Genomic DNA, 12,819 nt, shown 5'->3' with positions numbered 1-12,819 from the left:
TAAGTACCTGTTTATTGCAAATCGATTAAGCTTGATATCATAAAAATGTAACAGGCTTCGTCCGGGTTGAAAATTGTTCTTAAAACCCGGCTTTCAAACCTTTTAACAACGCCAATAACATTGCAGTGACAGAGTCTTCCGCCATAGCAACACCGACTGTTTTGGTTTGATTCTGTTGAAGATAAACATAAGCCATCGCACGGGCGTTTTTACCTGCCGAAACATCATCGATCAAATGCAATGCATGCTCGGCATAATCGATAACATCTACCGACTGCCCGGTACGTTTTTGCCAAGCGTCACACAAAGCACTGATGGTACCGTTGCCGATCCCTTCCCACTTCTCGCCATCGATCTCAATGCAAAGTTTTTCCTGGTCACCGACACGGTCCAACTTGTAATGATCCAATTGAATATCAGACTGCTGAAGGCCGTAATGCACTTCAAACGCGGCATAAAGCTCTTTATGGCTAATCACGCCGCCCTGCTCTTCGGCCAATGCCTGAGCCACTGGTGCAAAATCCAACTGCATCCACTTAGGTAGATTCAAACCGTATTCCTGAGCCAATACAAATGCGGAGCCCGCTTTGCCGGACTGACTGTTAACTCGAATAATCGCTTCGTAATCGCGACCGACATCCTTTGGATCGATCGGCAAATAGGCCACATTCCAAGGGGCATCAGGCTGTTGTTTCAACAAACACTTGCGGATTGCATCCTGATGACTACCGGAATATGCGGTATAGACGACATCTCCCACCCAAGGATGACGAGGATGAGTTTTGATTTGAGTCACTTCTTCAACCACCGGAATCCAATCGTTCGGATGCGAAAGATCCAATTGCGGATCGATCCCTTCACTGAACAAATTCATTGCCAAGGTGACGATATCCATATTCCCGGTACGTTCGCCGTTACCTAACAACGTTCCTTCAATACGATCGGCTCCGGCCAATAAAGCCAATTCCCCCGCTGCTACGGCACAACCGCGGTCGTTATGAGTGTGAATCGAAATAATCGCCGACTCTCGATTCGGTAAATGCGTAATAAAATATTCGACCTGATCGGCAAAACGATTCGGAGAAGTGCTTTCTACCGTTGCCGGAAGATTCAAAATGCATTTATTCTCCGGCGTCGGCTGCCAAACATCCATTACCGCCTGACAAACTTCAACAGCATAATCGGTTTCCGTCTGCGAAAAACTTTCCGGCGAATACTGGAAAACCCATTTCGATTCTGGATTGGTCTCGGAAGCTTTGATTGCATATTCCTGAACCCATTTAGCGCCCTGAACCGCCATTGCTTTGATTTCTTCTTTAGACTTCTCAAAAACATTTTCGCGCTGTACGATCGACGTGGTGTTATAGACATGCACCACCGCTTGTTTAACGCCTTGTAACGCTTCATAAGTGCGGGCTATCAAATGCTCACGCGCCTGAACCAAAACTTGAATGGTAACGTCGTCCGGAATTAAATTTTCTTCAATCAAACGACGGGTGAAATCGAATTCAACTTGGCTGGCCGACGGAAAACCGACTTCAATGGTTTTAAACCCCATCGCCACTAACTGTTTCCATAACGCTAATTTTTGGTCGACCGTCATCGGATTGGCCAACGCCTGATTACCGTCGCGCAGATCAACGCTAACCCATATCGGTGCCTGGGTTAAAAAATTGTTCGGCCATTGACGATTTGGTAATTCCGGTGTCGGTGTACGATGGTATTTATTGGCATTCATTGTCGATTTCATTGGTTTAAACTCTTCCGTGCATCATTGCAGTTCTTTATTGCAAATTATTGTACAAATTAGGCCGCCGAATTTTATTGCAAACTATTCTATAAATTTAACTAAATACACAACTTTATGCTTAAATATAATCAAATTAAGCAATATAAATTCAATATGGTGCAATATGTCATTAAATTATTCGAATTCTCTTGATCAATACGATAAAGCCATCCTTAATGCCCTCCAAAACAACGGTCGATTGAGCAACCAGGAAATCGCCGATCAAATAGGCCTGTCTCCTTCTGCTTGTCTGCGACGTTTCAAATCACTTGAAGAATCAGGCATCATTCTCGGCTACCGTACTCTATTGGATGCTAAAAAACTGGGATTGGATTTGATGGCGTTAATCCATATCTCGATGGATAAACACACTAAAGAACGTTTTCAGGAATTTGAAACCAAGGTTCAAGCCCTGCCGAACGTATTGGAATGTCTGTTGTTAACCGGACAGACTGCCGACTATCAACTGAAAGTGGTGGTAAAGGATTTAGAAGCTTACCAAGATTTATTATTGAATCACGTCACTCAGATTGAAGGTGTAAGCGGCGTACACACCAGTTTCGTTTTACGAAAAGTCATCGATAAAACCGCCATCCCGATCTGATATCCAAACCAAACAGGGTTTCCGGTTTTATTTTGGCGTTTTACACCTTATCGATTTTTATATATGATTGAATGAAATCTAAAAACATTTGAAAATCATAATGATAACTTCCAAAAATAGCGCCAAAGCCATTATTTTCAAAGACCGGAATATATTGTTGATCAAAAAACAGTATGAAGACGGACGGGTAATTTATACTCTGCCCGGCGGCACTCAAGAGCCGGGAGAGACCCTTGAAAATACGGTTGTCAGAGAAGTATTTGAAGAAGTGGCCGCGGAAGTCAAAGTAAACGGAATGGTCAACCTATACGAACATAGCCGCCCTTCTAAAAAACAACCTGACGTAACCAAACATAAAGTCGAGTTTGCATTCTTATGCGAGCTTAAAGCACCCTACACGCCACAAAATGGTCATCACCCCGACCCACATCAAGTTTCGGTAGAATGGATCGATCTAGACAGCTTAAAGGCTTTAACGCTTGATCCTAAACAACTACCTGAAGTACTACAACGGATAAAACTGCCGGATAATCCGGTTTATCTCGGTTATATTCAATAAATTCAAACTCAACAAGACTCATCTGATTTATAAAAAATATAAAAAAAGCGGCATTTAAAGCCGCTTTTTTGTTTGCCAAATATCCTAAATTAGAATAATTCGGCATTCAGCATCATATGTACCCAAATACTGGCGAAATATCCCAATGCGATCACCGGCGTCCACTTCAAATGATTGAAGAAAGTGTACTGGCCTTTGGATTGTCCCATCAAAGCCACACCGGCGGCGGAACCGATCGAAAGCAATGATCCCCCGACACCGGCGGTTAACGTTACCAACAACCATTGTCCGTCAGCCATATTCGGATTCATCGTCAATACCGCAAACATCACCGGAATGTTATCGACCACCGCCGATAAGAAACCGACCGCTACGTTGGCATAAGTTGCACCCCATTGGTTATACATAACATCGGAAGCCAACGACAAATAACCTAAAGTACCCAAACCGCCTACAGCCAAAATAACCCCGAAGAAGAACAGCAAGGTATCCCACTCGGCGCGTGCGATTTTGTTGAAAATATCAAACGTAACCGGTCTGGAATTACCGTGAATCGTTCCTTCCCCTTCATTCCCGATTTCATAGGAAACCTCACCGGTTTTCTTAAGGTAATAAGCGAAAAACTGCAGGTAAGCAAGTCCCATCATCATTCCCAATACCGGCGGCATATGCAGGAAGTTATGCATAGAAACCGCAGTCGCGATCGTAACGAAAAACAGGAAAATGATGCGTTTTGCCCCGCGACGCATAGAAATATCTTCTTCTAAAGCTTCCGGTTTTTCTTTTGGAATAAAGAACATCATGAACAAAGCCGGAACCGTAAAGTTAACCAAAGCGGGTAAGAACAGGTCAAAAAACTCATTAAAATGCAGAAGCCCTTTCTGCCAAACCATTAAGGTTGTGATGTCACCAAACGGACTGAAAGCACCGCCGGCATTAGCGGCAATAACCACGTTAATAAAGCCCAGACTAACGAACTTCGGTGAATTGGCGCCAACCGCTAAAATCACCGCCCCCATCAATAATGCGGTTGTCAGGTTATCTGCAACCGGTGAAATGAAGAACGCCAGAAAACCGGTAATCCAAAACAATTGTACGTAAGAAAAACCTTTGGAAACCAACCAACCGCGCAAAGCACCGAATACTTGACGTTCTTCCATCGCGTTGATGTAGGTCATGGCAGCCAAAAGGAATAAAAACAGTTCCGCAAATTCCAGAATATTATGTCTGACCGCCTCTTCTGCAGCGTTTGGCATTCCATTCTGTCCCATTACATAAGCTATGATCGCCCAAATTAACCCCGCGGCCAAAATGACCGGCTTGGATTTACGTAAATGGGTAAACTCCTCGGTCATAACTAAAAAATAAGCAACGATGAAAATTCCCAAACTGACGAAGCCGGCCCAATGAACAGTGAAATCGATAGAATGAGCGGTTTCACTGGAAAAAGCGAAACCTGGCAGGATCATTAACAAACCGGTTAACGCCATTTTGAATACATTAAACATTACTTATCCCTAATCTTAAAATCGGTACAATACAAATCAATTGTTCTTTATTCTATATAAATTAAACTTAATTTAATATTTAAAAAACGATTGATTAGCGCCAGAAATCAACAAGGAAACACAATGAAAGTCAAACTACTTAAAAAAGAGTACGAAATTTTTGCCCCTTGGGAAAAAACCTTCAATAAGGTCGCCACCCCTTTCGAAGAATTTCTACATAACCAAACCACCACCGGTCTGGTTTTAATGGTCATGACCGTCATTGCTTTGATTCTTGCAAACAGTCCGTTTGCAGAAACCTACGCACATATTTTCCATACCCATTTTACGGTCGCTTTAGGCGAATTCGCCATTGATCATACTCTTCACCATTGGATCAACGACGGCTTAATGGCAATCTTCTTCTTTTTAGTCGGCTTGGAAATCAAACGAGAAGTACTTGTAGGAGAACTTTCGGATCCAAAAAACGCCGTATTGCCGATTGTTGCGGCTTTAGGCGGTATGGTCTTCCCTGCCTTGATCTTCTACTCGATTACACAAGGTACTCCGGCCGAAAGCGGTTGGGGAATTCCGATGGCAACCGATATCGCTTTCGCCATTAGTGCTTTAGTACTGCTAGGTAAACGCGTACCGGCGGCTTTAGTCACTTTCTTGGTCGGCTTAGCAATCGTTGACGACTTAGGTGCCGTTACCGTCATTGCATTGTTCTATACCGAACAGATCAACATCCCTTACTTATTAGCCGCTTTCGCATTCTTTGGTGTTTTAATCAGTTTTAACCGTTTCGGTATCCACAGTCCTTTACCTTATTTCATCATCGGCGGGTTAATGTGGGCTTCCATGTTAGAATCCGGCGTGCATGCGACGATTGCCGGGATTCTGACTGCAATGACGATTCCCGCCAAACCTAAATTCAATCCGTCGTTTTTCCACGAACATATGGACACATTGGTTCATGCTTATAAAAACGAGGAAAAGAACGATCCAAACCATCAACTGTGTGACAATCAAAAATCGATCGTCAGACAAATTGAAAAAGGCGCACAACGTGTACAAACTCCTTTAAACCGTTTGGAACACGACCTACACCTTCCGGTCGGTCTAATCATCATTCCATTATTTGCTTTGGCCAATGCCGGTATTGCTTTAAATTTCTCCGAAATGGGTAGTCTTTTGGCGCAACCGGTCACTCTTGGAGTTATGAGTGGTTTGGTTTTAGGTAAAGTGATCGGTATCGCCGGAGTTTCCTGGTTAGCGATTAAATTAGGCTTCGCCAGATTGCCAAGCGGCTCGACTATGAGCCAACTATTTGGCGTTTCCTTCCTGGGAGGAATCGGTTTTACCATGTCGATCTTTATTGCCGAACTGGCTTGGGATACTCCGAACGATATGCTGCTGGGCGCAAAAACCGGGATCCTCGTTGCTTCACTAGTGGCCGGTTTATTCGGTTTTCTTTGGTTGCGTTTCGTAGCTAAATCAGCCGATACGCCAAACTAAAATAAATAATCTTCAATAAAAAACCAGGCATTGCCTGGTTTTTTTATGTCCAAAATATTCAAAATAAAATCGATTTACTCGAAATTGAAATCGTCTAACTTCGGTTGTGGAGGATTTCCGTCGTAAATTAAATTAGTTCGATATTGCAAGTAACTCTCACGCAAGAAAATATAAGGATCCGGCTGACTTTTAAGTTCGTCGATCAACGGCACCGTTTTTGTATAAGAGATGAAAGCATCTCCTAAAAAAATCGCATTGCGGTTAATGTCATCGTGCAATAAATCATAAGCAGGATCATAACTGCTATCGACCACTTTTCCGAAAAGACTGCGGGTGGTGTAAGGTCCTAAAAAAGGCATCATGATAAAGGATGCTTCATCCCAAACGCCCCAAACATAAAGCGTCTGACCCAAATCTTCTTTTTTCAGTTCCAAACCGGCCGGCGTTGCAATGTCCAATAAACCTAAAAGTCCGAAAGTACTGTTTATGGTAAACCGCATCACCCCTTCCAGTCCTTCTTGTACTTTGCCTTGCAGAAAACTATTGGTGAAATTAAGCGGCATGGTGAGGTTACTGAAGAAATTACTGATGCCGGTTTGTGCCGGTTGAGGTACATAATTCAAATACGCTTTGGCAACCGGTTCACCGATCATGTCATGAAATCCCATATTGAAAGCATAAATCTGACGATTAAAAGATTCATAAGGGTCTCTTGAATTCATAGTCGGTGCATTAGTTGATTGGGTTTTTGATGGAATATAAACCAGATCTTCTTCCCAGCCAGCCGAGACGTTTGAACTATTCAATACAGATAAAAAACTGAAAGAAAAAATGAGTAGCTGTCTTTTTATATTATTCATTTGAGTTTGATCTCTAAATGCCTAAGTAAATAAAATAATTTAAAAAATCTTACGGGGAAGAGATTGTACAAGGAATTTGCACTTCCAATAGAGATTGTTTAAAGCGTTCTAATATTTCTTTTCTAGGGAAGCTCTTACGCCACGCTAGGGCAATCTTTCTTTTAGGGACAGGGTCAGATAAGGTTTTAATCGTAAAGAGAGCTTCATCGCGTTCTGAGAGCGAACTACAAGGAAAAATAGAAATACCTGCACCCGAAGCGACCATATAACGAATGGTTTCCAATGAACTGCCTTCAAATGTTCTTTGTAATCGATCACTTTGATAATTCAGATGCATCAGGTTAGGAAACGCTTCGATGACTTGATCCCGAAAACAATGTCCGGCACCCAATAATAGAACCGTTTCATCTTTAATTTTTTGTAAAACGATATGTTCTTTGGTTTTATCTAATGGATGGTGTTTGGGGACGATTAATTTAAAAGGTTCTTCGTAAAGCGGAAACGTTTCAATATTAGGTTCGTCAAAAGGCAAAGAAAGAATAACCATATCCAATTCCCCGCTTTGTAACTTTTCAGCTAAGACATGGGTAAAGTTTTCTTCGATAATCAATGGCACATGCGGTGCGTGTTTATGAAAAATGGGAATTAATTTAGGAAGTAGGTAAGGCGCTATAGTGTAGATAGCCCCAATCTTTAATTCGGATGAAAAATCGCCTTGGGCTTCTTTGGCGAGTTGTTTAATATCTTTGCTATGTTCAATGATTTCTTCTGCAATAGCAATGATTTTTTTACCGATAGGCGTAATTAGAACATCTTGTTTACGTCTTTCAAATAAGATGACTCCCAATTCCTCTTCAAGCTTTTTAATTGCGACACTCAACGTAGGTTGACTGACAAAGCAGGTTTCCGATGCTTTACGAAAATGTTTTTCTTTTGCTACGGCAATGATGTATTTCAATTCATTTAGTGTCATTTTGAATGATTCTTAGTGGATTAAAGTTTACTTATTAAATATATATATTCTTTTTTATATATTCTTTCTTTTTATTCTTCTTATGTTAATAGATACTGTTGATAAAAACGAATTATTAAAAGATATCAATCTATTAGCTTGTTAATAGGGTGTGCGTATACTACCAAATAAGTGACGTGGATAAGTGTGTGCGTTTTGTGGATAAAAATTTAAGTTAAGAAAAAATACACACTTATCCACAAAATATGACAAGTTATTCACTTTGTTATTGGCTTGTGGATTGGTTGGCGATTCTTGATAATAGCCTAATCTAAATTAGATGCCATTTACATAATGATTAGGATTGATAACGGATGCAATATTTTTTACCTCAAGCAGATTTGTTAACGCTTTTTCAATCAAGACGAACCTGTTATCAATTTGCTTCTGTTGACCTTTATCCGGTAGATTCCAAAGCATTGGAAAACTGTTTGGAAGCGGCTCGTTGGGCACCAAATCATAAATTGACCCAACCTTGGCGCTTTTGGCAGGTAGGTACGAACAGCCGAACGGTTTTGGCGGATATTTATGCTGATAATCGAGCTCAAAAGAAATCACATGATCCTGATAGCTATGAAAATGTTTATCAAAAGGCATTAGAAAAGTTCGCCGCTATTCCTGAAATCATTTTAGTCGGTCAGATTTTGGCGGAAGATCCTGTCATTCAAAAAGAAGATTATGCCGCTTGTGCCTGTTCAATTCAGAATTTTCAATTAATGGCTTGGAATCAGAATTTAGGCGTTCAGTGGAGTACAGGACCCATTTTAAAGGATCCTAGAACCTATCAATTGTTAAAGATCGATCCTAATAGGATTGAGCTAATTGGCGCTTTGTATATCGGACAACGTCATCCGGACTGCGGTACGCCGAATCAAAAAAGAAAGCCGCTTGAAGAAATTCTGATTCAATTGGATTGATTAGAAATTTAAAAGTTCTTCATCGTGCAACGGCGAATCTTTGTCTTCTTGTAGAGAGCTTCGGATGCTCTTTTTGAATAAAAGTTTATTTTGAACGGCGTCAGGAAGATCGGTAAAACGAATCAGATCCTTATCAATCAGCAGGTCGATCAAATCCTCGATAACACGTACCATGCTTAAATCAAGATTATCGAGAACGGTTTTGATCATCTCCTCACTGTTAGGAGAATTTTTTAAGAATTCTTTAAGTTGAGGGTCAAATAGGCTGATTTCTTCCAGATTTGGAGCGGGGGCAAAATCGATTTCAATGATTTCACCTTCGGTATTGCGTCTTATGAAGATCATAATAGGATCCTTATTTTTAATAACTCTGGTATTACGACAGCCGGTTTGATTTCAATTATGAATCAGTCTTCAATTTCAGACAATACATTACCCAAAAGTTCGGTTAAACGATCGTTTTGTGAATAGTCGACAGGACAATCGATAACGGTAACGGTATTGGCCTTTAAAGCTTGCTGTAAGGTTGGTAATAATTGTTCCGCCGATTCTATACGTACGCCTTCGGCTCCAAAGGATTTGGCGTAGGCGACAAAATCCGGGTTGGTAAAATCGATGTGGGACGAGCGTCCGAAACGACGATGTTGTTTCCATTCGATTAGTCCGTATTTACTGTCGTTCCAGATTAAAATGACAATCGGAGTATTGCAGCGTAAGGCGGTTTCAATCTCTTGGGAATTCATCATGAATCCGGCATCGCCGGTAACGGCGACCACGGCTTTGTCCGGATAAGCCAGTTTGGCGGAAACGGCGCCGGGTACGGCAATACCCATTCCGGCGAAACCGTTCGAAATAATACACGTATTCGGCAAATCACAACGGAACATGCGCGCCATCCACATTTTGTGCGCCCCAACGTCGCAAATTGCGATATCGGCCTTTTTCATGGCGGTACGCAGATCCCAAATAATTTTTTGAGGTAGCATCGGCCAATCGTCACTGGTTGAGCAACGATTCATCTCATTAATCATGGCATCCCGTAAAGGAAAGTCTATTAAGGTGTTATGTTGCGGTTCCGGAAGCAGTTCGCCTAATGCCGACAGGTTACGACCGATATTTCCGATCAGTTCGACTTCCGGAATGTAGCTGTGGTCGACTTCGGATTTTTTAGTGTCGATATGAATGATTCGATGATTGCGTTTCGGGTTCCAAAGGTGAGGGTGGTATTCAACCATATCGAAACCGACACAAATCACGACATCGGCGCGAGCGAATCCACCGTTTTCGTAATCCCCTTTTTGTAAGCCCGCTGAACCCATCGCCATGCCGTTTTTAAAGAACGGAATAACGCCTTTAGCCATAAACGTGTTTACGACCGGGATGGAGTGTTTTTCGACGAATTCTTGAAGATCATTGCCTGCTCGAGCTCTTACCGCGCCATTACCGACCAGGATTAATGGGTATTTCGCATTTTTAATCAATTCCGCCGCTGTTTGAAGCAGTTCATGGTCGGCTAAGGTCAAACGGTTGGCGCTGGTCGGCAACGGCACTTCATTGGTTTCCATTTCGGTAATATTTTCCGGTAGGTCAATAAATGTGGCTCCCGGTTTTTCAGCTTCGGCTAATTTGAATGCTTTGCGAACGACTTCCGGAATCGTTTCCGGTTCCAATACTTGGGTGGCATATTTGGTGATGGGTTTAAACATGCTGACCAAATCCACTACCTGATGGGATTCTTTGTGCATACGAGTGGTTGCGGCTTGACCTGCAATTGCGACTAGCGGAGCATTGTCCATATTAGCGTCCGCCACACCGGTGACCAGGTTGGTTGCCCCCGGACCCAAAGTGGATAAGCAAACGCCGGCACGTCCGGTTAAACGACCGTAAACGTCAGCCATAAAAGCAGCGCCTTGTTCGTGACGGGTCGTGATGAATTTAATTTTGGAGTCTAATAATGCATCCATGATGTCCAGGTTTTCTTCACCTGGAATTCCAAAAATATATTCAACCCCTTCATTTTCCAGACATTGAACAAATAAATTAGCCGCTTTCATGGCATCACTCGCTTTTTATATTTTAAAAATTATGAATCAGGAGTAAAAATAACAGGAGTTTCATAAATATGAAATTGTTTCTTTCGAGTTGATGTATTTTTACTGTGCTTCAGAAATAAAAAAAGGGGTTATACCCCTTTTTATAATATTGGTATAGGCCGGGTTTAACGTTCGGTTAAATAATCCACGACTTGCCACATTCTGGTTTGACTGTGGGACATAGGAACATCGGTGATATATTTACCGTTGACGATAACGGCAGGAACACCGTCAATACCATAAGATTTAGTTACTTTCATTGCATTACGAACGAGTTGATCAACTTTAAAGCTATTAAACGTCGCTTTAAAATCCTCTTCTTTAACACCGAATTGAGTGAAGAATTTAGCGATTGCTTCAACCGTAAACAGAGGCTTTTTATCTTGATGTAATGCGGTAAAGAATGGAAGGTGAGATTGTTTTAGTACACCCAGTTCTTTAGCGGTGTAATAAACTTTGCCCATAAAGATCCAATTTGGGTTATTCAAAATGGCCGGAACCTGTTCGAAATCGACGTCTTTCGGTTTGGTTTTAAGCCATTCATGAATACTTGGTTCCAAATGAAAACAGTGCGGACAGCCATAGTAAAATACTTCCGTTACCTGTTTTTTATGTGGAGCAATAGAAACAGGCTGAGCCGTTTTTTTATATTCTACGCCTTCTTCAAAACCAAAATCCTCTTGCGCCGATGCGGCACCTGAAAATAGGACGATAAAAGCGCTAGCTGCCAGTGTTTTTAACCAAGTTCTGCGTAACATGTAAACCTCTAAACTAAATGGAATCGTTTTAAACGGTCCTGATTACAGAGTACCGTATGAGTGTAGACCGGATAAGAACATATTAACGCCTAAGAAAGCAAAGGTCGTTACAAGCAATCCTATCAAAGCCCACCAAGCCATTGGCGTTCCACGCCAACCTTTGCTCATGCGGATATGTAACCATGCAGCATAGTTTAACCAAACGATTAATGCCCAGGTTTCTTTAGGGTCCCAAGACCAGTATCCACCCCAAGCTTCGGCTGCCCACATCGCACCTAATACAGTGGCGATGGTGAAGAAAGCAAAACCGAGAGAAATGGCCTTATACATTAGGTCATCCATCAATTCTAAAGAAGGCATGCGTTTAACAAAGCCGCTTTCCGGATTCTTTTGCGCGATTTTTGAGGTAATCAAATAGGCTAATCCGACCATTGCTGCGATCGAGAAAGTACCGTAACCGATAAAGTTGGCTGGAACGTGAATTTTCATCCACCAGCTTTTCAGGGCAGGTACCAAAGGTTGGATGACGTGAGCCTGTTTATCGAAAGTGTACCAAAGGATAAAAGCAACGGCGGCACTGACGACCAGCATGACGAAACCACCTAAAGTACGGGTTTTATATTTTTGTTCGTAGTACAAATAGATCAAAGCGGTAATTACAACGAACAGAATAAATACTTCGTAAAGACTGCTGACCGGAATGTGTCCGTAATCGACGTTAATGATGTACGATTCGCGCCAACGAACCATCATTCCGACCAAGCCAAAAACCGCTGCACTCCATACCATTGACGTCGCGACTTTGCCGGTGAATTCCGACTTTTGGTAAAGAGCGAAAAAGTAGGTAACCGTCGCCAATACAAACAAGGCGTTCATCCACATGATCGCCGATTGGCTGGAGATTAGGTATTTCAGGAAGAAAGCTTGTTCATTAGCACTGATGACATTACCGTGAGATTGATAAGTGTAAATGGCTAACAGACTCAATAGGGCGACGGCAACGGCGGCAGGTTGGAAACTGCGCCAGGTCACGCCCAGCCAGATCAAGCCAATGGTTGCGCCGGCCAATATACTGTCTTCATAGTAGTCCATTAAGGCGCCGTATTGGTTCCAGCCGATTAAACTACTGGCAATGACAAAAATCGCCCACACAATGTTTCTTAAATCAAAGTGCTTTTTTTCTGATGAATTGAATTCATTCGTGACGCTGTTAGTGTGCATG

The 12,819-nt window shown here is 42.1% G+C and carries 12 protein-coding genes; 4 read left to right on the top strand and 8 right to left on the bottom strand.

The window, feature by feature from the left end:
- Positions 1-79: 79 nt before the first annotated feature.
- On the bottom strand, positions 80-1,750 hold the full coding sequence (locus ABY044_RS04390; RefSeq protein WP_373018558.1) for a 2-isopropylmalate synthase: 1,671 nt from the start codon (positions 1,748-1,750) through the stop codon (positions 80-82).
- A gap of 163 nt (positions 1,751-1,913) precedes the next feature.
- Between ABY044_RS04390 and ABY044_RS04385 the strand changes: the two genes are divergently transcribed.
- Together ABY044_RS04385 and ABY044_RS04380 are read left to right on the top strand one after the other, a co-directional pair.
- Positions 1,914-2,393: an Lrp/AsnC family transcriptional regulator gene (locus ABY044_RS04385; RefSeq protein WP_373018556.1), complete on the top strand. Its 480-nt coding sequence runs from the start codon at positions 1,914-1,916 to the stop codon at positions 2,391-2,393.
- 100 nt (positions 2,394-2,493) lie between these two features.
- Positions 2,494-2,952 carry an NUDIX domain-containing protein gene (locus tag ABY044_RS04380; RefSeq protein ID WP_373018554.1) on the top strand — a complete coding sequence of 153 codons (459 nt, stop codon included), beginning with the start codon at positions 2,494-2,496 and terminating at the stop codon, positions 2,950-2,952.
- Between the two features lie 89 nt (positions 2,953-3,041).
- Here the strand turns inward: ABY044_RS04380 and nhaD are convergent, their stop codons facing one another.
- Positions 3,042-4,460: a sodium:proton antiporter NhaD gene (gene nhaD, locus ABY044_RS04375; protein ID WP_373018552.1), complete on the bottom strand. Its 1,419-nt coding sequence runs from the start codon at positions 4,458-4,460 to the stop codon at positions 3,042-3,044.
- Positions 4,461-4,583: 123 nt separating this feature from the next.
- On the opposite strand from nhaD, the gene nhaA reads away from it, so the two are divergent.
- Positions 4,584-5,957 carry a Na+/H+ antiporter NhaA gene (gene nhaA, locus ABY044_RS04370; protein WP_373018550.1) on the top strand — a complete coding sequence of 458 codons (1,374 nt, stop codon included), beginning with the start codon at positions 4,584-4,586 and terminating at the stop codon, positions 5,955-5,957.
- A 74-nt stretch (positions 5,958-6,031) separates the two neighbouring features.
- Here the strand turns inward: nhaA and ABY044_RS04365 are convergent, their stop codons facing one another.
- Positions 6,032-6,817 carry a VacJ family lipoprotein gene (locus tag ABY044_RS04365; RefSeq protein ID WP_373018548.1) on the bottom strand — a complete coding sequence of 262 codons (786 nt, stop codon included), beginning with the start codon at positions 6,815-6,817 and terminating at the stop codon, positions 6,032-6,034.
- Positions 6,818-6,866: 49 nt separating this feature from the next.
- Entirely contained in the window at positions 6,867-7,790 is a 924-nt protein-coding gene (locus ABY044_RS04360; protein ID WP_373018546.1) for a hydrogen peroxide-inducible genes activator, read from the bottom strand.
- Positions 7,791-8,143: 353 nt separating this feature from the next.
- On the opposite strand from ABY044_RS04360, the gene ABY044_RS04355 reads away from it, so the two are divergent.
- On the top strand, positions 8,144-8,746 hold the full coding sequence (locus ABY044_RS04355) for a nitroreductase (RefSeq protein WP_373018544.1): 603 nt from the start codon (positions 8,144-8,146) through the stop codon (positions 8,744-8,746).
- Here the strand turns inward: ABY044_RS04355 and ABY044_RS04350 are convergent, their stop codons facing one another.
- The 4 genes from ABY044_RS04350 to ccsB all read right to left on the bottom strand — a co-directional run bounded on the left by ABY044_RS04350 (position 8,747) and on the right by ccsB (position 12,818).
- The gene (locus tag ABY044_RS04350; protein ID WP_373018542.1) at positions 8,747-9,091 is read right to left on the bottom strand and encodes a hypothetical protein; all 345 of its coding nucleotides are present in this window, start codon (positions 9,089-9,091) and stop codon (positions 8,747-8,749) included.
- Between the two features lie 62 nt (positions 9,092-9,153).
- Complete coding sequence (locus tag ABY044_RS04345; protein WP_373018540.1) at positions 9,154-10,800, bottom strand: acetolactate synthase large subunit; 1,647 nt, start codon at positions 10,798-10,800, stop codon at positions 9,154-9,156.
- Between the two features lie 164 nt (positions 10,801-10,964).
- Positions 10,965-11,597 (bottom strand): thiol:disulfide interchange protein DsbA/DsbL, encoded by a 633-nt coding sequence (locus ABY044_RS04340; RefSeq protein ID WP_373018538.1) that lies wholly within the window; start codon positions 11,595-11,597, stop codon positions 10,965-10,967.
- A 42-nt stretch (positions 11,598-11,639) separates the two neighbouring features.
- Positions 11,640-12,818, bottom strand: coding sequence for a c-type cytochrome biogenesis protein CcsB (gene ccsB, locus ABY044_RS04335; protein WP_373018536.1), 1,179 nt, complete (start codon positions 12,816-12,818; stop codon positions 11,640-11,642).
- Position 12,819: the final 1 nt, after the last annotated feature.

Origin of the sequence: Thiomicrorhabdus sp., from assembly GCF_041583835.1 — a bacterium.
Classification (GTDB): Bacteria; Pseudomonadota; Gammaproteobacteria; order Thiomicrospirales; family Thiomicrospiraceae; genus Thiomicrorhabdus.
This window is presented reverse-complemented; position numbering and strand designations above follow the sequence as displayed.

Coding starts and splice junctions, on each gene's coding strand:
- ABY044_RS04390 (WP_373018558.1), bottom strand. CDS start 1,750: ATGAAATCGACAATGAATGCCAATAAATACCATCGTACACCGACACCG.
- ABY044_RS04350 (WP_373018542.1), bottom strand. CDS start 9,091: ATGATCTTCATAAGACGCAATACCGAAGGTGAAATCATTGAAATCGAT.
- ccsB (WP_373018536.1), bottom strand. CDS start 12,818: ATGCACACTAACAGCGTCACGAATGAATTCAATTCATCAGAAAAAAAG.
- ABY044_RS04340 (WP_373018538.1), bottom strand. CDS start 11,597: ATGTTACGCAGAACTTGGTTAAAAACACTGGCAGCTAGCGCTTTTATC.
- ABY044_RS04360 (WP_373018546.1), bottom strand. CDS start 7,790: ATGACACTAAATGAATTGAAATACATCATTGCCGTAGCAAAAGAAAAA.
- ABY044_RS04380 (WP_373018554.1), top strand. CDS start 2,494: ATGATAACTTCCAAAAATAGCGCCAAAGCCATTATTTTCAAAGACCGG.
- ABY044_RS04355 (WP_373018544.1), top strand. CDS start 8,144: ATGCAATATTTTTTACCTCAAGCAGATTTGTTAACGCTTTTTCAATCA.
- nhaA (WP_373018550.1), top strand. CDS start 4,584: ATGAAAGTCAAACTACTTAAAAAAGAGTACGAAATTTTTGCCCCTTGG.
- ABY044_RS04345 (WP_373018540.1), bottom strand. CDS start 10,800: ATGAAAGCGGCTAATTTATTTGTTCAATGTCTGGAAAATGAAGGGGTT.
- nhaD (WP_373018552.1), bottom strand. CDS start 4,460: ATGTTTAATGTATTCAAAATGGCGTTAACCGGTTTGTTAATGATCCTG.
- ABY044_RS04385 (WP_373018556.1), top strand. CDS start 1,914: ATGTCATTAAATTATTCGAATTCTCTTGATCAATACGATAAAGCCATC.
- ABY044_RS04365 (WP_373018548.1), bottom strand. CDS start 6,817: ATGAATAATATAAAAAGACAGCTACTCATTTTTTCTTTCAGTTTTTTA.